Annotated in this window: 14 protein-coding genes and 1 CRISPR repeat array; of the genes, 7 read left to right on the forward strand and 7 right to left on the reverse strand. The window is 69.9% G+C overall.

Translation table 11 applies throughout. The features are described 5' to 3' along the window. Positions 1-101 precede the first annotated feature (101 nt). From OG875_RS22200 to OG875_RS22225, 6 genes are all read right to left on the reverse strand, one after another. Entirely contained in the window at positions 102-1,016 is a 915-nt protein-coding gene (locus tag OG875_RS22200; RefSeq protein ID WP_330175972.1) for a carbohydrate ABC transporter permease, read from the reverse strand. Further along, positions 1,013-1,945 carry a carbohydrate ABC transporter permease gene (locus OG875_RS22205; RefSeq protein ID WP_330175973.1) on the reverse strand — a complete coding sequence of 311 codons (933 nt, stop codon included), beginning with the start codon at positions 1,943-1,945 and terminating at the stop codon, positions 1,013-1,015. Before OG875_RS22205 ends, OG875_RS22200 begins: the two co-directional genes overlap by 4 nt. Next, a complete protein-coding gene (locus OG875_RS22210) occupies positions 1,942-3,327 on the reverse strand; it encodes an ABC transporter substrate-binding protein (protein ID WP_330175974.1) in 1,386 nt (461 codons plus the stop codon). Before OG875_RS22210 ends, OG875_RS22205 begins: the two co-directional genes overlap by 4 nt. 123 nt (positions 3,328-3,450) lie before the next feature. Beyond that, positions 3,451-4,548: an enolase C-terminal domain-like protein gene (locus OG875_RS22215; RefSeq protein ID WP_330175975.1), complete on the reverse strand. Its 1,098-nt coding sequence runs from the start codon at positions 4,546-4,548 to the stop codon at positions 3,451-3,453. Between the two features lie 80 nt (positions 4,549-4,628). After that, positions 4,629-7,916: a discoidin domain-containing protein gene (locus tag OG875_RS22220; RefSeq protein ID WP_330175976.1), complete on the reverse strand. Its 3,288-nt coding sequence runs from the start codon at positions 7,914-7,916 to the stop codon at positions 4,629-4,631. A 104-nt stretch (positions 7,917-8,020) separates the two neighbouring features. Then, positions 8,021-8,893 carry a FadR/GntR family transcriptional regulator gene (locus tag OG875_RS22225; protein WP_443079170.1) on the reverse strand — a complete coding sequence of 291 codons (873 nt, stop codon included), beginning with the start codon at positions 8,891-8,893 and terminating at the stop codon, positions 8,021-8,023. A gap of 286 nt (positions 8,894-9,179) precedes the next feature. On the opposite strand from OG875_RS22225, the gene OG875_RS22230 reads away from it, so the two are divergent. The 6 genes from OG875_RS22230 to OG875_RS22255 all read left to right on the forward strand — a co-directional run bounded on the left by OG875_RS22230 (position 9,180) and on the right by OG875_RS22255 (position 15,378). Then, positions 9,180-9,503, forward strand: a complete 324-nt coding sequence (locus tag OG875_RS22230) for an L-rhamnose mutarotase (RefSeq protein WP_330175977.1) — start codon at positions 9,180-9,182, stop codon at positions 9,501-9,503. Positions 9,504-9,589: 86 nt separating this feature from the next. Further along, positions 9,590-10,429, forward strand: coding sequence for an amidohydrolase family protein (locus tag OG875_RS22235; protein WP_330175978.1), 840 nt, complete (start codon positions 9,590-9,592; stop codon positions 10,427-10,429). Continuing rightward, entirely contained in the window at positions 10,426-11,412 is a 987-nt protein-coding gene (locus OG875_RS22240; protein ID WP_330175979.1) for an aldo/keto reductase, read from the forward strand. Before OG875_RS22235 ends, OG875_RS22240 begins: the two co-directional genes overlap by 4 nt. Positions 11,413-11,640: 228 nt before the next feature. Continuing rightward, complete coding sequence (locus tag OG875_RS22245) at positions 11,641-13,362, forward strand: class I mannose-6-phosphate isomerase (RefSeq protein WP_330175980.1); 1,722 nt, start codon at positions 11,641-11,643, stop codon at positions 13,360-13,362. Further along, entirely contained in the window at positions 13,359-14,288 is a 930-nt protein-coding gene (locus OG875_RS22250; protein ID WP_330175981.1) for an ROK family protein, read from the forward strand. The genes OG875_RS22245 and OG875_RS22250 overlap by 4 nt, the downstream gene beginning before the upstream one ends. 46 nt (positions 14,289-14,334) lie before the next feature. Next, positions 14,335-15,378: a LacI family DNA-binding transcriptional regulator gene (locus tag OG875_RS22255; protein ID WP_330175982.1), complete on the forward strand. Its 1,044-nt coding sequence runs from the start codon at positions 14,335-14,337 to the stop codon at positions 15,376-15,378. Positions 15,379-16,018: 640 nt separating this feature from the next. On the opposite strand, the gene OG875_RS22260 is transcribed toward OG875_RS22255, so the two are convergent. Then, a protein-coding gene (locus OG875_RS22260) for an IS5 family transposase (RefSeq protein WP_330177853.1) occupies positions 16,019-16,830 on the reverse strand; the annotation gives its coding sequence in 2 pieces (ribosomal slippage) (positions 16,019-16,504 and positions 16,507-16,830; 810 coding nt in all). A 202-nt stretch (positions 16,831-17,032) separates the two neighbouring features. Beyond that, positions 17,033-18,281: a CRISPR direct-repeat array (repeat unit 29 nt; unit sequence CGGACCACCCCCGCTCGCGCGGGAAGAAC). 133 nt (positions 18,282-18,414) lie between these two features. On the opposite strand from OG875_RS22260, the gene OG875_RS22265 reads away from it, so the two are divergent. Beyond that, positions 18,415-21,354 carry a CRISPR-associated endonuclease Cas3'' gene (locus tag OG875_RS22265; RefSeq protein WP_330175983.1) on the forward strand — a complete coding sequence of 980 codons (2,940 nt, stop codon included), beginning with the start codon at positions 18,415-18,417 and terminating at the stop codon, positions 21,352-21,354. Positions 21,355-21,625 lie beyond the last annotated feature (271 nt).

Raw genomic sequence — 21,625 nt, forward strand, 5'->3', positions numbered from 1 at the left:
CGGCGGGCCATGAGGGCGCTCCACGTAGCCGGGCATTGCTGCGCGGGACCCGAAGGGCGTGACTTGTGCGTCCATCGGGAGGAGAGCGACACACACGGCGGTCATTCCTTGGTCGCGCCGGCGAGCATGCCGGACACCAGGGTGCGCTGGGAGACGAGGAAGAGGGCGAGCACGGGCAGGATCGCGAGGACGATGGCCAGGGCCAGTTCCGGGATGGTGATGTTCAGTCCGGCGCCGGCGACCGGGTTGAACGACGGTGTGGAGGTGAGCAGTTGGTTCAGGCCGACCTGGATCGGGAACTGATCGCTGTTGGGCAGCACGAGATAGGGCAGGAAGAAGTTGTTCCAGTTGCCGACGAAGCTGAAGAAGGCGACCAGCCCGACGACAGGCTTGGCGAGGGGGAGCGCGATGCGGGTGAACAGCTGCCATTCCGTGCACCCGTCGATCCGTGCGGCGGCCAGGAGATCTCTGGGCAGGCTGCTGCCGAAATAGATGTAGACCAGGTACACGCCGAACGGGTAGAACGAGAAAGGCAGGATGACCGACCAGACCGTCCCGATCAGGTGGAAGCGGTTGAGCTCCAGGAAGACGGGAAGCACCAGAGTCGCCTGCGGCATGATCATGGTGACCAGGGTGATCACCAGGAGCGGTTTGCGGCCCCGGAAGTCGGTCAGGGCCAGCGCGTAGCCCGCGGGGACGCTGACGAGCATGGTGAGGGCGAGCGAACCGCCCGAGTAGATCGCGGAGTTGCGGAGCCAGGTGAGCATGGCGCCGTCCTGGAAGGCGAACAGGTGTTTCCACGCCGTGCAGATCTGGTCGAACGAGCCGAAGGAGAGCGGGTTGTCCCGCACCACTTCGCCGGCGGTCTTGGTGGGTGCGAGGAGCAGCCAGACGACCGGCAGGACGAAGAACACCAGCAGCCCTGCCAGCAGCAGGCCCACCACGAGGAGGGACAGGGCGCGGCCGGGACGGACGAGACGGCCGGCGGTCGGTGAGGCGGGAGTGGGTAGCGTCATTTGTCATCCAACGTGAACAGGTTCGAGCGGGCGATCAGGAGCCCGGCGGCCAGCAGCCCTACGACCAGCAGACAGACGGAGATCGCGGCGGCGCCGTTGAAGTCGCCCTGCTGGAAGGCGTAGACGTACGCCAGCTGGTTGGGCGACCAGGTCGGGCTCACCCGGCCGAGGCTGGCGGTCTGGAGCAGCTGCGGTTCGACGAAGAGCTGGGTGCCCGCCGCGAACGCCAGGATGGTCATGTAGACGATCCACTGCCGGATCATGGGGATCTGGATGTGCCAGGCGGTGCGCCACGGCCCGGCGCCGTCCATGCGGGCGGCTTCGAGCACCTCGTCGGGGATGTTGTTCAGGGCTCCGTACATCACGACCATCCAGCCGCCGGCACCCGTCCAGAACGCGATCAGCATCAGGATGAGCGGCAGGTTCCCGGGTGAGAGCACGGCGGCGAAGGTGTGCATGCCCATGCTTTCCAGCAGCCAGGACACCGGGCTGACGTCCGGATCCAGCATAAACAGCCAGACCAGGACACTGGCCACGCCGGCCAGCGCGCCCGGAAGGTAGTACAGGAAGCGCAGGAGCGCGGAGGTGCCGGGGCGGATCCGGCCGCGCAGCACCACGGCGACCAGGACCACCAGCACGACCAGGGTGACGAGCCACAGGGCGAGGTAGACCAGCATGTGGCCGAAGGCGGGGAGGAAGCGGTAGTCCTGGGCGACCCTCAGGAACTGGTTGAGGCCGGTGAACTGGCCCCGGTCGTTGGTGAGGGACAGGTAGAAGGAGTAGCCGGTGGGGAAGACGCCGAAGGCGAGCAGTAGCAGCGCGTATCCGGCGACGAAGAGGTAGCCGACCGGGCTGCGGCGCCTCCGCCGTGGCGCGTCGCCACGGCGGAGGGCGGAGACAGCGCCGCGCCCGGTCTCCTGCAGGGTCACTTGCCGACCACCTTGTATCCCTGGGCCTTCGCCTCGTTGCCGATCTCGGTCTGCCACGCGGGCAGGGTCTCGGTGAGGCTCTTGCCGGCGGTGAGGGCGGGCAGGACGACGCTGGACCAGGCGGTGGCGTCGGAGAAGCGGGTGTTGGACCAGCCGGTCCACACCGCGTCGGCGGCCTCCTGGAAGGCGCCGCTGACGTCGTTGGCGAAGTAGCCGTTGTTGGCCGGGTTGGCCAGCCAGGCCTGTGCCGCCTTGGTGTACGCGGGGTAGGTGGGCGCGCCGGCCTGGTTGGCGTCGGAGGTGGTCAGCCAGGTCACGAGGTCGGTGGACGCCTTGAGGTTGGCGCTGTGCGAGGAGACCATCCACACGCCACCGCCCACGTTGCCGGTGGCGACGGTCGATTCGCCCTCCCACTTCAGCGGAGGCGCGGCGGCGATCTGCTTGGCGGGGGCCTTGAAGGCGGCCTTGAAGAGGTACTGGCCGTACCAGGAGGGCCCGTAGGCCATGAGGACCTTGTCGCCGCTGTCCTTGGCGAAGCCCTGGCTGAAGAAGCCCTTGGTGGTGACGGCCTTGGCGGAGATGAGACCGTCCAGCAGTTCAGCGGTACGGGTGCACTTGGGGTCCTGGAGGTCGGTGCGCAGGGTGTCCGGCTTCACCAGGTCGAACGCGGGGCACTGTCCGGACCAGAAGTACGACTCGTGGGAGTTGGTGTCGCCTATCGAGCCGACGAGGTAGCCGGGGTGATCCTTGGCCACCCGCTTGCCGAGCGCCTCGTACTCCTCCCAGGTGGCGGGCACCTGGTAGCCCCACTCGTCCATGAGGGGCTTGTTGTACCAGAGGACGACCTGGGCGATGTCGTTGCGCAGGCAGTAGGTGTGTCCGTTGAACTGGCAGGGCGTGAGGGAGCCCTTGGCGAAGCCGTCGAGGGTGGCTTTCGGCACCAGCTTCTGGTCCAGCGGTGCGGCGAAGGGCTGGGCGCCGGACGTGGTGGCACGCGAGGCCCAGGTGACGTCGGTGGGTGAGCCGAAGACGACGTCGGGCCAGCCCTTTCCGGTCCGGTCGAACAGCTGGACCTTGGACTGGAGGTAGGTCGAGCCGTCCGCCCCGCCGTCGTAGGTGACGATCTTCAGCTTTTTGTCCGGGTGGGCCTTCTGGTACGCCTCCACGGCCGGTAGCCGGGTGGAGTCGGCCCACACGGTGATCTCGGAGCCCTTCTTCTGGTCGGCCGGCGTGAACGCGGGCTGGGCGGAGGGGGACTGCGGGGTGGTGTCGGCGCCGGCGCAGCCGGCCAGCGCGGCCACGGTGGCCAGGGAGAGAGCCGCAGCCGCGGTGCGGACGACCGCGTGGCGTCGCGTGGCTCTGGGAGATGCGGAGGATCTCATCGTCGTGCCTTTCTGTTCAAGCGTGGTTCTGTGCCGGCGGGAGGGGACCCGCGCTGTTCCGGTGGTGCGCCGGACGGGGTGCGGCGGAGGCCGTCGCCGTCCCGGGGAGGGGCGACCGCGCGCTCAGCGCGGTTGTTCGACGAACGGCGTCAGCGCCTCGCTGTAGCCGTAGTCGAGGGGAAGGGCTATGCCGGGTCCGGAGGGGGCGTGGACCAGGCCCTGGGCGTCCACGTGGCGTTCGCGTACGACGCGTTCCGCGGTCACCAGGGACTCGTAGTAGGTGGTGTTGGAGATGGCCATGCACAGGTGGTGGTTGGGGATGTCGGACCCGTGCACCTCGGCCCGCAGCCGGTAGGCGTCGGCGAGGTGGGCGGTGCGCATGGCGCCGGTGATGCCGCCGCGCAGAGTGGTGCCGGCGCGGACGCCGAAGGTGGCGGCTCCGGCGCGGATGAAGTCCGCGGAGTTCATGTGGGCTCCGTCGGAGGTCTCGGCGACCAGCAGCGGGACGGTCACGGACTCGGCGAGCTTCCGGTACGCGGAGATGCTGAACTCGCGCATCGGCTCCTCGTACCAGAGGTAGTCGGCCTCGGCGAGCGCCCGGCCCAGCCGGATCGCGTCGGGGAGGTCGAAGCCCGCGGACCCGTCGTACATGAGGGGGACGTCGGGGCCGACGTGGTCGCGCAGGGCCAGGCAGAGTGCGGCGTCGCGGCGGGCGTCGCCCCAGGCGTGCAGCTTGATGCCCCGGTAGCCGAGGGCCAGGCACTGGTCGGCCACGTCGAGGAATTCCTCGGTGGAGGAGAACGTGGAGGTGGAGGCGTAGGCGGGGATGGCTTCGCGGAAGCCGCCCAGCAGTCGCCAGACCGGCTCGCCGTGGTAGCGGCCGGCCAGGTCCCACAGGGCGGTGTCGATGAGGCCCAGTGTGGGGAGCGGGAGTTCGTGGATGCGGTCCAGTTCCCACACCCGGTGCCACAGCCATTCCCGCTGGAAGGGGTCGGCGCCGAGCAGTTCGTCGCGGAACACCCGGTCGACGAGGTCGGTGAGGACGGCGAAGGCTCCGGGGCGGGCGAACACCGCGACCCCTTCGGCTCCTTCGTCGGTGCCGATGTGCAGGACCGCGCCGTCGCCGGTCGCGGGGCTGCCGCTCAGGCCCTCCCGCCACCGGAAGGGTGGCTTCGCCGCCGGAACGTCGATCCGGTGTACTGCGACATGGGTGATCTTCATCCTGGATTCGTCTCTGTGTGGGAGGAGCCGGCGGGCGCCCGGCCGCGACGGTGGCCGCCGGGCGTCCGCCGTGCGGGGGGCTAGAAGCCGCCGTAGACCTTGAGCTCGTAGATGCTGCCGCCGTTCCAGCTGGACCCGGTGACGGTCAGGCGCAGATGGCGGGCGGTGACGGGGTGTTCGGCGAACGAGTAGTTGATCGCCGAGGTGGTGTTCTCCGCCGTGCGGTCGTCGAACAGCGACCATGTCTCGCCGTCGGTGGAGTACTCCAGGCGGTACCGGTAGCCGCCGGACAGTTCGAAGTTGGTCATGACGCTGGAGACGCTGGTGGCCTCTCCGAGGTCGACCTGGATCCAGGACGGGTCGGGCAGTCCGGAGCCCTGGGCCCAGCGCGTCGACAGGTTGCCGTCGACGGCCAGGGAGGGCGCGTATCCGTCCGACTGGGAGGAGGCGGTGACGGACTTGTCGAGGGCGAGGTTGGTGTCGGCGGGGGTGGTGACGGTGGCCGCGGGGCTGGGCTCGGACGCGTTCAGCGCGGCGTCCCGTGCGACGACCGTGAAGGCGTACTCCGTCCCGGCGGTCAGGTTGGAGACCCGCAGGGTGGTCCTGTCGGTGACGGCGATGCGCTTGCCGTCCTGGTAGACGGCGTAGGTGGTGACGCCCGTGTCGTCGGTGGGCGCCGTCCAGTCGAGGTCCAGGACGCTCGGCAGCAGTGGACGGACCCCGGGCTTGCCGGGGCGCGAGGGCGCGGTGTGGTCCGTGCCGGGGGTGGCCGGGTCGCCGTAGACCTGGAGGTCGTGGACGCTGCCGCCGTTGCCGCTGGAGCCGGTCACGGTGAGCCGTACGTAGCGGCCGGTGACCGGGGTGCCGTTGTCGTAGGTGGTCTGGGCCGTGGTGTTGGTGGCGGTGCGGTCGGCGAAGGTCGTCCAGTGGACCTCGTCCGGTGACACCTCGACGCGGTACTTGTATCCGCTCGGCTTCTCGAAGGTCGTGATCGCGCCGTCGATGTCGTGGTTGGCGCCGAGGTCGACCTGGATCCAGGACGGGTCGGGCAGGCCGAGGCCCTGGGCCCAGCGGGTCGACAGGTCGCCGTCGTTCACCTTGTCGGGGTGGTTGGCCTCGGACTCGGAGGAGGCGGTGACCGGCTTCCTCAGTGCCAGGTCCCGGCCGGCCGGCATGGTGAACCTCAGGGTCCGGCTCGGTGCCGACTCGTTGCCGGCCGCGTCACGCGCGGTGATCTTGAAGGTGTACGTCCTGCCGCCGGTGAGTCCGGGGATACGTACGCCGGTGGTGGCGGAGGCGTTGACGAGGGCGCCGTCCTGGAACACCGAGTAGCCGGTGACGGCGGTGTCGTCGGTGGCGGCGGGCCAGCGGAGGTCCGCCACCGTCGGGAAGTCGGCCTGTGCGGTCGGGGCGCCGGGGGCGCCCGGGGCCCGGCGGTCGGTCACGGCCGGTCCGGGGTCGAGGTGGCGGTAGGGCTTCTGGAGCCCGGCGTTGTTCACGATCGAGGCGGGCAACTGGTCGCAGGCGCCCACGGTGACGTTGCCGCTGACGTTGTTGCCCGTGCTGCGGTTCTGGACGCTGAAGGTGGGGTTGGTGGTGAAGTTGCCGGTGATCCGGCTGTCCATGCCGTGGTTCATCAGCAGCCACTGGAAGGTGATGTCACAGAACGCGTTACCCGTGTTCTGCCAGTGACGGCTGCCCTCGTCGTGGTAGACGGCGCCGTACGCGGCGTACGGGACGCCGCGGATGTAGTTGCCGGAGACCCGGCTGCCGGGGTTGTCGCTGAGGGTGTAGACCGCTCCGCCGTCGGCCTGCGATCGCATGATGTCGCTGATCTCGTTGTTGGCGACGACGTTGTCCCGGCCGATGGTCGGGGTGTCGGAGACCGGGACACCGGAGTTGTTCGGGTACGTGGGGTTGCCTCCCTTGTCGGTCAGTCCCCAGCCCCAGCCGACGGAGATGCCGCTGTAGGGCAGGTCGTACACCTTGTTGTGGACGATCTCCGTGGAGTCGGTGTAGCCGGCCAGGATGCCGAGGGAGCCGTTGTACTGGTCGGCGACCCGGGTGACGACGTTGTTGGCGACGCGGGTGTCCTTGGTGATGTCCCGCGGGTCGTCGGGGTGGGCGTCGCCCCACTCGACGCCGCCGATCTGGATGCCGGTGGCGGCGATCTGGCGGAAGACGTTGCCGGTGATGTCCGTGCGCTGCGTGCCGGTGTTGAGGTTCAGGCCGACCGCGCCGAGGTGGGTGAAGGTGTTGCCCTCGAACGCGATGTTCTGTCCGTGGCTGACGTTGACGGCGCCGGGTGTCTTCTTCCAGTTCAGCCGGGTGGAGTTGAAGTCGGGGTTGTCCTCGCCGACCATCCGGAACCCGCCCTGGCCCTCGATGTGCCCGTCGGGCGAACTCGGGGCGAGCCAGGTGGAGTGGGAGAAGGTGAGGCCCTCGAAGGCGACGTTCCTGACCGGGTTGCTCCGCGTGCCGTTCAGGTCGACCAGGTCCTGCACGACGGGCACGGTCACGTCCGCGGTGGCCATGTTCTGACCCGGCTCGGGCAGGTAGAAGATCTCGCCCGCCGTTCTGTCCAGGTACCACTCCCCCGGGCTGTCGAGCAGTTCGCGGGCGTTCTCCAGCCAGGTCGGGGTCTGGATCTCCTGGCCCTGCTGGAGGTGGGCGTTGTCCCAGCACGGCTGGACCATCGTCATCGAGCGGCCGGAGATGGAGTCCACGCGGCAGCGCATGAGCTTCCAGCCCCAGGAACTGGCGACCTCCAGGTCCGCGGGCCGCTGGTAGCCGGTGATGCTGTCGTCGGTGAAGGTGTAGCCGGTGGACGTCTTGCTGAAGCCGGCCGGGTTCTTGGCACCGCGGGCGCGGGTCTTCAGCTCGCCGTTCACGTAGAGCTGGCGGGTGTCGAGCCCGCTGAGCTTCGCCTTGTAGACCTTCTTGCCGGCGTCGGCGGCGGTCCAGCCGGTGACCTGCCGGCCACCGCTGATCACGGGGTGCGCGCCCGGGGCCGCCTCGTAGACGATCTTCTGGCCGGAGCGGCCGGAGTCCCGCGCGGTCAGCGTGAAGGTGCGGCTGAGCCGGTGGGTGCCGGACAGGAGACGGACGTGGACATCGCCGTTGACCCGGTCCTTGGTGTCACGCACGTAGTCACGTGCGTGCTCAAGGGTCTTGAAGGGGTGGCCGGCGCTGCCCTTTCCGCTGTCCTTGCCGTCAGGTGCGACATAGACGGTCAGGGCGGGGCCCCTGGATGTCGCGTGGGCGGGCACCGCGGCCAGGGAGGCCGAGGCCACGGCCAGGGACAGGGCGGCTATCAGGGTTCTTCGCAGCGGTGGAGATCCGCCGCTGCGAGCGGGCGGAAGAGACATGTGGTTCCAATCGCCTGGGACGGTGGCGCGGGACGCCGGTCGTCCACGGTGTCCCGCGCCGTCGGGCGGCTTCGTGCCGCCGGGGAGATGGGGGGGTGGAGGTCCTAGGAGGCCGACGTGCGCGGCGGTGAGGAATCCGCGGCACCGTCGCCGGCCGGTGCCCCGGGGGCGGGGCGGTCGCCGAGGTTGAACAGCCGGTCGCGGATCTTGCGTTCGAACTGGCTCTGCGTGGTCGCGATGTGTTCCAGCATCAGTTCCTCGGCGAGCGCGGCCTCCCCCGCGGAGACCGCCTCGGCGATGGCGAGGTGCTGGCGCGCGGCGACCTCCAGGGAGCCGGGGGCGTCACCGTGGAAGAGCAGCACGTCGGACTGGCCGGCCAGGCGCCGCACACCGGCGACGCTGGAGCGGAGGAACACGTTGTGCGAGGCGGCGCCGACCGCGTCGTGGAAGGCCGCGTCGGCGCGGGCGAAGGCGTGCACGTCGTGGCGTACGGCGCAGTCCAGGGTGGTCCGGGCGCTTTCCTTGATGGCGCGCACCTCGATGGGTGTGGCGAGGGTGGCGGCGCGCCGGGCCGTCTCCGACTCGATCACCGACCGGTAGTCCAGGAGCATCAGGACGTGCTCCATGCTCGTCGGCCGGAACTGTGCCATCTGGTCGTCGACCAGACCCCCCGATCCCTCGGCGACGAAGATCCCGGCTCCCCGCCTCACACTCAGCCGGCCGATGGCCGCCAGGACCTTCACGGCCTCCCGGGTGACGTTGCGGGTGGCGCCCAGGATCTCGGCGAGGCCCTTCTCGGTGGGGAGCCGGTCACCGGGACGCAGCTCCTGTTCGGAGATGTAGTCCAGCAGTTGCTCGGCCACCAGCTCGTACCCCGGCCGGTAGGGACGTGAGGCGTCATCGTCTCCCCGACCCGGGACGCGCGACGGATTGGCCACGATGCACTCCTTCTCACTGCGCCAATGAATCTGGTTCATCTGGTGGGCCACTATGACATCCGTGTTACGTGATGGATAGATGTTGACGGTAATCAGTTTCGAAACCCGACTTAACGGTGCAGAGCGTCCAGTTGATGACGATCTCAAGTCTCTCCGTTGCGCCGAACCGATCACATCCTTATGGTCCTGAGCGTCGAATGAAGCACATCCTTCGCCGGTCGCAGGGTGCCGGGAGCCCGGTTCCGAACCAGGCCGTGGACGCACCCGACCGCGACAGGCGAACCAGGCCGTGGACGGACCACGGCTGCGAAACGAGGAGTGAGAGATGAAACGCCACGCTGCCGTGGTCAGGCTGCGCCCGGAGAAGGAAGCCGAGTACCGGGCCCTGCACGCCGATGCCTGGCCCGGTGTCCTGGACGCGCTCAAGCGCGCCCACATCGGCAACTACTCGATCTTCCTGCGCGACGGGCTGCTGTTCAGCTACCTCGAATACACCGGCGACGACTACGCCGCCGACACCGCGGCCATCGCCACCGACCCGACCACACAGCGGTGGTGGGCGCTGACCGATCCCTGCCAGCAGCCGCTGGACACCGCCGCCGACGGCCAACTGTGGGCGGACGCCGAGGAGATCTTCCACCTCGACTGACGCGGCTTCGTCTCGACCGACGCGACTTCCCCGTGGCGCGCCAGGCCCCTGTCCCACCCGCCCTTCCCTCAGCCCCGGAACGGACCATGCGCATCGACGCCCATCACCACCTGTGGAACCTGGAGGTCCGTGACCAGCCCTGGGTCCATGGCCTGCCCGAACTCCACCGCAGTTTCGGCCCGTTCGAGCTGCGGCCACTGCTCGAACGCCACGCCGTCGACGCGACCGTCGTCGTGCAGACCCTCCCCGGCCCCGAGGAGACCCCGGAGCTGCTCGCGCTGGCAGCCGGGGACCCGCACGTGAAGGCCGTCGTCGGATGGACGAGCCTGACCGACCCCGCGATCGCCGACCGTCTCTCCGAACTGCGGGACGCTCCGGGAGGCGCCGCACTCGTGGGAATCCGTCACGGAATCCAGGACGAACCGGCGCCCGACTGGACGTCCCGCCCCGACGTCCGGCGCGGCCTGCGGGCTCTCGCCGCGGCCGGCCTCTGCTACGACCTGCTGGTGCGACCCGACCAACTGGCGGACGCGGTGCGGACCGTACGCGAACTGCCCGACGTGCGCTTCGTCCTGGACCACTCCGGCAACCCCGTGATCGACGAGGACGGCCTGGCCGCCTGGACCGCCGAGATACGAGAACTGGCCGCCTGCCCCAACGTCGCCGTGAAGCTCTCCGGTCTCCTCACCCGGACGCCGGCCGGGGACGGCCCGGCACACGCGCTGCGCCCCTACGCGGACGTGCTGTGGTCGACGGTCGGACCGGACCGCGTCATGTTCGGATCGGACTGGCCGGTCTGTCTCCTGACAGCCGGTTACGACACGGTCGTCGCCGTGGCCGACGCGCTCTGCGAGGACCTGAGCGACCCGGAACGCGTCGCCGTCTTCGGTGCCACCGCCGCGCGCTGGTACGGGATCCCGGCATGAACGTCGCGCGGCTCGGCCGCACGGAGGTGCGTGTCAGTTCCCTGGGCTTCGGTGCCGCTCCGCTCGGCAACCTCTACAGCGCCATCGGCGACGCCGAAGCCCGGGCCACGGTCGACGCCGCCTGGGACGCCGGGCTGCGCTACTTCGACACAGCACCGCACTACGGGCTGGGGCTGTCGGAACGGCGCCTGGGAGCGGCACTCGCCCGCCGGCCGCGGGCGGAGTTCGCCGTCTCCACCAAGGTCGGACGGCTCCTGGAACCTCACCCCGCCCCCACCGGGTCCGACCTGGCGGCGGGAGGCTTCGCCGTACCGGACACCCTCGTCCGCCGCCCCGACTACTCCCGTACGGGCGTACTGAGGAGCCTGGACGCGAGCCTGGACCGGCTGGGGCTGGACCGGGTCGACATCGTCTATGTCCACGACCCCGACGATCACCTCGACGCCGCGGTCGGCGAGGCCATACCCGCGCTGCTGGACCTGCGCGACCAGGGGGTCGTCGGCGCCGTGGGTGTGGGTGGCAACGCCGTCGGCCCGCTTCTGAGGATCGTCACGGAAACGGACATCGACACCGTCATGGTGGCCGGGCGATGGACCCTGCTCGACCGCACCGCCCGCCCTCTGCTGGACGCCTGCGCCGCCCGAGGGGTCGCGCTCGTCGCCGCGGCGCCCTTCAACTCCGGTCTCCTGAGCCGCCCTTACCCGGCGGCCGACGCCACCTTCGACTACGGTCCCGTTCCCGCGCCGGTCCTGCGGCGCGTCCACCGCCTCGCCGAGGCATGCGCCCGCAACCGGACGGTTCTCCCCCACGCGGCCCTGCGTTTTCCGCTGCGCAGTCCCGAAGTGGCGTGTGTGGTGGCGGGTTTCCGCTCCGGCGACGAGGTGCGAGCCGCCGCCGAATGGACCGGGGTCGACCTGGCGGAGGAGGCATGGGCCGACCTCGACGGCGTCGTCGCCGAAGGGGACGAAGGCCCCTGCCGGTGACGTTCCCGGCCCGGCCGTCCAATGCCCGATGCCGATGTTAACGACAACAGACCAGCATCGCGGAGAAGTCATCGGCATTCGAAGCCGCCACCGGACCCACATCTCCATGTAACAGCAGTTCAGTCGCGCCGGAATGACCGGCGGGTCCGGTGTGAATCGAGAGATGGACCCCGTCACGTGGCTGATGTTATCGTTAACGAACCCAGCGAAGCCCAGCGAGGAGAAGATGTGCCGCCCACGTCTCGTCCGTACGACACACACCCCAGCTACCAGCCCGTGGACGGGCAGGTCGTCGCGGGGTGGCCGGCCGCGGTCGCCGAGCTGCCGGCCGGTCCGCTCACGCTGTCGGTGGACGGTCCCGCCGCACTGGACTGGGACGCCCTGGCCGACTCCCTGGCCGCCGCCGTCCGCTCGGCGGGGCGTGAGGTTCGGCTGCTGGATGTGCGCCGGCACTACGCGCCGGCAGCCGCCGAGCGGATCGCCGCCCGGCCCGTCCCTGCCGACGACCCCTTCTTCACCCCCCTCTCCGAGGCGCGGGTCGCGGACCTCTTCGACGCCGTTCCCGGGGCCGGACAACTCCCGGACGACGGCGTGGTGGTGCTGTTCGGACCGGGCGCCGGGCTGTGCGAGCCGGATGAGCTGTGGTACGCGGACCTGCCGAAGCGGTACGCCGAGGCCGCCGTGGCACACGGGCGGCTGCCGGTGGGCGTCAACCTGGGCGGCTCCGGCGAACCCGGCGGTCTGGTGCGGTTGTTCTACACCGACTGGCCCGTGCTGGACCGGCACCGGGACGCGTACGCGACACGGATCGACCGGTGGATCGACACACAGGACCCGTCGGCCCCGGCCTCACTCGACGGCGCCGCCCTGCGCAGCACCGTCGAACACCTGGTCCGCGGACCCGTCCGCACCCGCCCCTACTTCAACTCCACCCCCTGGGGCGGCCGATGGGCGGCGAGCGAACTCGGCTTCACGCCGGACGGCGGCAACACCGCCCTCGGCTACGAACTGATCGCCCCCGAGGCGGGAGTCCTCGTCGGCGACACGAGCGGGCCCCAGGTCGAGATCCCCTTCCAACTCCTGTGTGTCCTCCACCCGGAGGCCATGCTCGGTGAGGACGTCCACCGCGCCTTCGGCACCTCCTTCCCGATCCGGTTCGACTATCTCGACACGATGGGCGGAGGCAACCTCTCCCTGCACTGCCATCCGCGGGAGCAGTACATGCGGGAGGTCTTCGGCTGGCCGTACACCCAGCACGAGACGTACTACATCACCGCCGGCGAGCCCGGCGCCCAGGTTCTCCTCGGGCTCACCGAACACGCGGACCCCGACGTCATGCGCCGCCAGGTGGAGGACGCCGTCACCCGGGGCACCCCCCTGCCGGTCGAGGACCATGTCCAGTCCCACCCGGCCACCGTCGGCCAGCTGTTCATGATCCCCGCGGGCACCCCGCACGCGTCCGGGGCGGGCAACCTGGTGCTGGAGGTGAGCGCGACGCCGTACCTGTACTCCCTGCGTTTCTACGACTGGCTCCGCAAGGACGCCGCCGGGGCGTCCCGGCCGCTGCCCTACGCGCACGGCTTCGCCAACCTGGACACCAGCCGGCGCGGGGAGGATGTGACGAAGGACCTGATCCAGCAGCCGCGCACCCTGCGCGCGGGCGAGGGCTGGCGGGAGGAGATCATCGGCGCGCTGCCGGAGATGTTCTACGCGGTGCACCGCATGGTCATGGCCCCGGACGCCGACATGGCCGACGACACCGCCGGCCGCTTCCACATCCTCAACGTCTCCGCGGGCCGGGGCGTCGTCCTGGAGACCCGCGACGCGGGCAGCCACTTCCTGGCCTTCGCGGAGACCATCACCGTGCCCGCCGCGACCGGCCCCTACCGTATCCGCCCGGTGGGCAACGACGAGGTGCACATCGTCAAGGCCCTGGTGGTCGAGGGGTGACCGGTGCCGCCCGGCGGGCCGGTGCGCCCGTCCCCGTGCTCGACATCGGCGGGACCCATGTCACCGCCGCACTGGTCGACCCCGCGACCAGCCGCACCCTCCCGTCCTCGGTGCTCCGCAGGCCCCTGGGCTCCGACGTCGCGGCCGACAGCATCCTCGACGCCATCGCCCTGGCCGCCCTCGAACTGCCCGCCGGGCACGGACCGATCTGGGGCGTGGCCATACCGGGCCCCTTCGACTACGACACCGGGATGGGCCGCTTCACGGGCGTGGGTAAGTTCGAGTCCCTGTCCGGTGTCGATGTCGGGGCCGGGCTGCGCCGACGGCTGGGCCCCCGGGCCGAGCGGCTGCGCTTCCTCAACGACGCCGACGCGTTCGCCGTCGGCGAGTACCACGCGGGCGCCGCGGCGGGACACGGGCGCGTGGTGTGCCTGACGTTGGGTACGGGCGTGGGCTCGTCGTTCCTGCGTGACGGGCGGCCCGTGCACGACGGCACGCGGGTGCCCCCCGCCGGTCATGTGCACCGGCTGACCGTACGGGACCGGCCGCTGGAGGATCTCGTCTCACGCCGTGCCATCCGCGCGCGCTACGCCCGCCTCGGGTCCCTGGCGGAGAACCGGCCCCTGCCGGACGTCCACGAGATCGCCGCGCTGGCCACGGAGGGCGACCCGGCCGCTTCGGAAGCCTTCCGCTACGCTTTCGAAACCCTCGGCCAGGCCCTGGCACCGTGGATCGAACGCTTCGAGGCCACCGCGGTGGTGATCGGTGGTTCCATGGCTCGGTCGTGGGACTTGATCCAGCCCGCGCTCTCCTCGGGGCTGCTGCTCAGCGGCGGGACCACCGCGCGCGTGCTGCCCGCCGGGCAGCCTGCGGACGCACCGCTGATCGGAGCCGCCCACCGGGCGCGGGAGCGCGTTGCGGGCTGACCAGGTCGGGGACGACGCCACGGCGGACGCGGGAAGGAGAACGGGGATGACCGCTCGCCGGGGAGGCGGGCCGACCATGCACGACGTCGGCAAACTCGCGCAGGTCAGCGCCATGACGGTCTCGCGGGTGATCAAGAACGATCCCGGGGTCTCCGAAGCCACCCGCGAACGAGTTTTCGCCGCGGTTGACCGTCTCGGCTACCGTCGCAACGAGACCGCGCGCAGCCTCCGGCTCGGCGGCAGCAGGATGATCGGTCTCGTTGTCACCAACCTTGCCAACCCGTTCTATTCGCGTCTCGCGCTCGGGGTCCAGGAAGTCCTCACCGAACACGACTTCCGGATGCTGCTCAGCAACACCGGCGACCAGGTGGACCGCGAGTCCAGTCTTGTCGACGGCCTTGTCGACCACCGGGTCGAAGGGCTGATCGTCGTCCCCGCCGGCAGCCGGCAGCAGCACCTGGCAGACGCCATGCGCCATGTCCCGGTCGTCCTCGCGGCACGACCACCCGCCGGACTCGACACCGACTGTGTGCTGGTCGATGACTTCCACGGCGCCCGCGAGGCCACAGCCTGTCTTCTGACAGAAGGACATACCCGCATCGCCTTCCTCGGCAACCCGCCGGCGCTGTACACGGGGGCCGAACGGCTGCGCGGATTCTGGGCAGCACACGAGGAAACCGCGGTGGAGCCTGACACCGCTCTGATACGGCAGGGCCTCGTAGATGCCGCGACGGCTGAGCGAGCGGTCCTCGAACTCCTTGACCTCCCTGATGGCCCCACAGCGTTGTTCTGCACGAACAACCGCATCAGCCAGGGCGCGATCCGAGCCCTCCACAAGGCCGGTACCACTCTCCCCCTGGCGGGCTTCGACGACTTCGACCTCTCCGACATCCTCGGTCTCCCGCTGACACTCGTCTCGTACGACGCCGACGAGATCGGCAGACAAGCCGCCCGCCTCCTCATCGACCGCCTCGGCCACCGAGACTCCGAGCCCCCCGCCTCCCGACGCATCACTGTCCCGACCCGTGTGACGCGCCACGGCCCCCAACCCGACGACCGCCTCCGCGGCGGACCGCCGTACAGCGCCTGACCACCGCCTTGAACACCCGCCGTTGAGGCGGGCACCGGGTTGAGAAGTGCGCTCGTCGACGATGAGGCCTCTCCGCGACGTCACTGCCCGTGGTGAGCCGTGAGGCGGCGAGGATGGAGAGCCCGCGTCTGAGGCTCCCCGGTGACGAGGAACGACGGAGGAGCCACCGATGCTGCTCGGAAGTAGAGGGTGGCCCCCAAAGAAGGGCGTGTGGCGAACGCCTAACGGTTTCCGTTCGAGCGGGATCGAGGAGGATGCAGCCCTATGGAAACGAGTGCCTATGTCCGTCGTTCCGACGTTTTCGCAGGCGAGACGCGTCACCGGAATAGGTTCGAGTCCCACCCGCCCCACCGGGACACGCCGCAACTTCACTCGTTTGACCTGCAACAACAGGTGAGCCCCCTCTGTGGAGGGGGCCCATTTCACGGCTCCAAGATCGTCTGCTCGGCCAATGCTCGGCCGAGATGTTGGAGCCGTGTTATCCGCTCGCCCGCGCGGCGCCCGTGAGTGGTTCGAACGCCCGCATGGTTTCGAGCCGCCGCTGATGCGCATCGCGATGGGTCCTGCGGCCGTTGCCCGTTCCGCGCTGCACGGTGACGGGACGTCAGTCAAGGGCGCAGACGGAGACGTCTTACAACGGCTAACACAATGAGTTGATCTGTCGGTGGGTGATGAGGCAGCAGGCGAGTTTGAGGAAGGCTTCGTGGATGTCGGCTCGGCGTTCCCAGCGGATGCGGAGGCGTTTGAAGCCGTGGAGCCAGGCGAAGCTGCGTTCGACGACCCAGCGGTAGGTTCCCAGGCCGGTGCCGTGGAGGGTGCCGCGGCGGGCGATGGCCGGCACGATGCGGCGTTGTCGGACCTGGTCGCGGTAGATGTCGTGGTCGTATCCGCGGTCGGCGAAGAGTGAGTCCGGCTTGCGTCGCGGGTGCCCGACCCGGCCCCTGATGGGTGGGATGGCGTCGATCAGCGGTATGAGCTGGGTGACGTCGTTGCGGTTGCCGCCGGTGAGGATCACGGCGAGCGGGGTGCCGTGTCCGTCGGTGATCAGGTGGTGTTTCGATCCGGTTCGGCCACGGTCGACCGGACTCGGTCCCGTCTGGCTCCCCCTTTTATGGCCCGCACGTGGCTGGAGTCGACCACCGCCCGTGACCAGTCGAGACGGGCCGCCGCGTTGAGCTCGGCCAGCAGCACTTCGTGCAGCTGCTGCCAGACGCCGGCCTCGTTCCAGTCCCGCAGCCGCCGCCAGCAGGTCATGCCCGAGCCGAAGCCCAACTCCTGCGGTAGGTATTCCCATTGGATGCCGGTGTGCAGCACGAAGAGGATGCCGCACAGTACCTGCCGGTCCGGCAGCGGCTTGCGGCCCGGGTGCCGAAATCGCCGTTCCCTGTACGGCAGCAGCGGCTCGACCCGCTCCCACAGGCCATCCGACACGATCCACGGCGAGGCCCCCATGCCCAGACAACGGTGAACACCTGACGCGGACAAGGTCACCAGGACCGATCCACCTCATTGTGTTAGCCGTTGTAAGTGCCGTCTTCGTGAGACTTTCTAGTCAGAGACTCGCCGCCTCGTGCGAATTCGCCCGTAGCGGCGAGGAAATGACACATGGAGTTGGCTCTGATGACGTTGAACTCCGGGATAGGAGTCTGACCTTCGGACCACCCCCGCTCGCGCGGGAAGAACCCGCCCGCCGTGAGGGTGAACGCGATCTGGCACGGACCACCCCCGCTCGCGCGGGAAGAACCCCCCCGGGCAGGCGCAGTTCGAGGCGCTCGGCGGACCACCCCCGCTCGCGCGGGAAGAACGACGTTCAGCGAGGTCCTGACGGTCTACTCGGCGGACCACCCCCGCTCGCGCGGGAAGAACGTTCGGACGATCGGCTCGCACAACTGCAGGCGCGGACCACCCCCGCTCGCGCGGGAAGAACGTGACGGCATGACCGTGGGCGTTCTTCGCGCTCGGACCACCCCCGCTCGCGCGGGAAGAACTCCTACAGCGTGATGCCCGGGGATGAAGTGGGCGGACCACCCCCGCTCGCGCGGGAAGAACTAGAGCGCGGTGGTGCTCTTGCCTGTGCCTCCCGGACCACCCCCGCTCGCGCGGGAAGAACGCGACCTCGTCGCGCTGCTCATCGAGCCGACGCGGACCACCCCCGCTCGCGCGGGAAGAACGGTGTGCAGCGCCGGCTCGGCCCGCGCGTACGCGGACCACCCCCGCTCGCGCGGGAAGAACCATCCCGTGGTCACGGTGTATCGAGTGGACGGCGGACCACCCCCGCTCGCGCGGGAAGAACGAAGCGGCTATGAGCGCCGCCCTCACCCTGATCGGACCACCCCCGCTCGCGCGGGAAGAACTCATGGCACTGCGTACGGAGGCGGAGAACTGGCGGACCACCCCCGCTCGCGCGGGAAGAACCGGCTGACACCCCGTGAAGCCGAATCACTCATCGGACCACCCCCGCTCGCGCGGGAAGAACGGCGTCGACATCGCCGCCCGCCCGAACTACCCCGGACCACCCCCGCTCGCGCGGGAAGAACTCGATCCGGTCGTAGATCCCGCCCGCCCCGGTCGGACCACCCCCGCTCGCGCGGGAAGAACCCCTCCACCACAGGGGGCGCGACGGCCCGAAGCGGACCACCCCCGCTCGCGCGGGAAGAACCCAGGCCAAGAGCCGCCAGTCGGAAATGAGAACGGACCACCCCCGCTCGCGCGGGAAGAACATCCCCGTGTGCTCCGCCGCCCTCGCCCTCGCCGGACCACCCCCGCTCGCGCGGGAAGAACATCAGCGCGGCCAACAGGTTGACCGTGTTGACCGGACCACCCCCGCTCGCGCGGGAAGAACCAGTGGCTCGCCACCCCGTCCGGGGTGGTGCGCGGACCACCCCCGCTCGCGCGGGAAGAACACTTCATGAGCTGCGGTTTTGAAGGGGCTTTGCAATTCCTTGACTCGGCCGCCGCCAGCTCATGGAGCCAGTGTGTCAGAGCTCGGTGGTGGAATGTCCCGCACTGACCGGCGGCCTGTGCCGAGGGGGAGAGATGGTTGATGTTCGGGTGTGGGGGAAGGAACACGGGCTCTTGGAGCCCTATCCGTTGGTTGGGCATCTCCTGGACACCGGCGTGGTAGCCGGAGCGTTGTGGGATGGGTTTCTGGCTGGATCGCAGCAGCGGGCGATCGTCGGGGAGTTGGGGGTTGGTGCGGACGAGGCGCGGTCCATGGTCGCGTTCTGGGCGGGGTTGCACGATGTCGGGAAGATCCACCGAGGGTTTCAGTTTCAGCGGGATGCGCTCAGGCATGGGTCGTGTGCGGCTCTGCTGGCCGATGACGCGTTCGCCGTTCGTGTGGTGGGGGATACGGGCGCCTTCTCGTTGGGGCATCAGGAGGTGAGCGCGCGGGTGTTGCCCGGGCTGCTGGCGGGGGTGGGATACCCGGTGGGCAGTGGGGTGTTGGCGAGGCGGCTGGTGGTGCGGGTGGCGCAGATGTTGGGCGGGCATCACGGGCGGTATCCGGGTCTGCCGCAGGGGCGGAGCGTTTTCGATCCGTTGCGGGATTACCCGGAGTTGGGCGCCGGGGGCTGGGAGACGCAGCGTCGGGAGCACGTGGTCGCGTTACGGGAAGTGATGGGCCATCCGGTCGAGGTGGCGGCCGGGGCGGGGCTGACGGTGCCGGTGGCGGTGGTGATCGCGGGGCTCGTGATAGTTGCCGACTGGCTGGCCAGTCAGGACGACTTTGTGATGCGGCAGCAGGCCGCCGCAACTGCCGACGGAGGGCTGGGCACCCCGGACTCGTTACGCGCGCACGCCGCGCGTGCGGCGGCTGAGGCGCCGGGCCTGTTGATGGGCGCGGGTCTGAACCGGGCGCAGTTCACCGTCGGGGGCTTTCGACGGCGGTTCCCGGAGATCCGGGAGCCGCATCCGTTGCAGGTCAGCGTGGATGTGGAGCTGACGGAGGCGGGAGTCTTCGAGGGCGGGCCGGGCGTCCTTCTGGTGACGGCGCCGCCGGGGGAGGGCAAGACCGAGGTCGCGCTCGCCGCCGCTGCCTCGATGGGCCGGGCGGCGGGGTGCCCCGGGGTGGCCTTCCTCCTGCCGACCCGGGCCACCGCTGATCAACTCTACGAACGGATGGCGGCGTTCGGGCGGACGAACCTGGTGGGGGACGCGGCGCTGACGCTGCTGCACGGCGCTGCCGATCTGAACGAGCGGTACACGCCGGAAGCGCTGCGGGAGCCGAAGACGCTGACCGATGAGCACGATCCGGCGCAGGGCGGAGCCTCGTTGTCGGTGGGCCGGTGGTTGCGTACCCGTGGGCGGGGGCTGCTGGCTCCGCTGGCGGTCGGCACGGTCGACCAGGCGCTCCTGGCGGTCCTCCCGCTGCGCCACAACGCGCTGCGGCAGTTGGGCCTGGCGGGCAAGACGGTGGTCGTGGACGAGGCGCACGCGTATGACGCGTTCACCCATGCTCTGCTGCTGCGGTTGCTGGTCTGGCTCGGGGCGATGCGGGTCCCGGTGGTCCTGCTCTCGGCGACGCTGACCGGGCGTACGGCCACCGGCATGGTGGAGGCGTATCTGTCGGGCGCAGGACGGAAGCCGGGCTCCAACGAGTTGCCCGCGCCCTCGTATCCGGGCTGGCTGTACGCGGACGCCGCCACCGCGGCCGTCACACTCCCCAGCGGTCCCATCGGCACCAACCGGCCATCCAGCCTCCGTATCGATCTGCTCCCCGTCGCCCACACGTACGACACCGCGACCGGGAACGGCCGATTGGCCACGCTGCTGCAAGAGCTGAACCCCGTTGCGGACGCGGGCGGTTGTGCCGCCGTGATCTGCACGACCGTCGGCGAGGCGCAGCAGACGTTCAGCGCTCTGCGGGAACACTTCCGGGGGCGATACGGGCCGGACTACTCCGGCTGGGACGACCGGGTGTCGTACGCGGATGCGCCCCGGAGTCCGTCGGAAGGGGCCCGGTCGCCGGAGGGTCCCCAGCTGCGACTGCTGCACGCACGCTTCCCGGGGAAGCGCCGGAGCGCGATCACCCGTGAAGCCGAAGAGTGGTTCGGACGCGTCGGCAAGGAAGGTGTACGGCGTCCCGTACCCCCGCGCGGGACGATCCTGGTCGCCACCCAGGTGATCGAACAGTCTCTGGACCTGGACTTCGACCTGATCGTCTCCGACCTCGCACCGATGGCGCTGCTCCTTCAGCGGGCCGGACGGGTCTGGCGGCACCGGACGACCGCTCCGTACCGGCCCTCCTGGAGCAGTGGCCCCCGACTGGCGGTGCTGGTGCCGGTCAACACCGAGGGTGAGCTCCACCCTCCGAAGGCGTGGGGTGATGTGTACGCGCCGTCGCTCCTGCGCCGCACCCTCGAAAAGCTGGAGGGGCGGGCGGGAAAGCCCGTGAACGTGCCCGGCGATGTTCAGGAACTCGTCGACGGCGTGTACAACGAGGAGTTCGCGTCGAAGACCCCCAAGCTCCTGCTGGAGGAGGACATCGAGCGGCTGACGGACACCATGGCACGCAAGGGGCTGGCGGACCTGGTGACCATCCCGGAACCGGACGACGTCCGCTCGCTGGAGGAACTCACCAGCAGCGATGCGGACGAGGACATCATCACGACGCGGCTGGGCGCGGACACCGTGGCGACCCTGCCCGTCTTCGAGGATCCAGCGCAACGCCGGTGGCTGGACGAACACCACACGGTGCCGCTCCCGGAGTATGGCGACTCCCCGGGCGGACGCTTCTCCAGGGGTCTGGTGCGTGAACTCCTGGGCTATGTCGTGCCGCTGGCGCACGGCGAGTGGCGTCGGGCGTGTACGGCCGCCCACCAGCCGCCGGCCGGCTGGCAGGACGAAGCCGCGCTCGCGGGCATCGTCCTGCTGCCGCACACCTCCGGACCGGAGGGGCCTGCCGGACCGGTACTGGGCAAGCGACGGCTGACGCTCCACCACGAGCTGGGGCTCGTGTCCGAGCGGGTCGACTGAGGGAGGCAGCTGGAGATCGCCCTATCACGGTATCGCTCGCCCGGAAGGATCTTTGAGCAGATTCCTCAAAGCCGCTTGTCCGGTGCTCGTTCATGGGTAATGTCACTGTCGGTGGAAGGGGGGCTCACCCGCTGTATCTGCCTGGCATTCAGTCAGGAGGCTTGCAGTGCCCACACCGTGGTCCCCCTGATACCCAATCAGGGGGACGACTGCGGCCCCCACTGACGCGGGGATCGGACTCGGTGTCTGACCGGCTCTCCCGGAAGGATCG

It is taken from the genome of Streptomyces sp. NBC_01498 (assembly GCF_036327775.1).
Classification (GTDB): Bacteria; Actinomycetota; Actinomycetes; order Streptomycetales; family Streptomycetaceae; genus Streptomyces.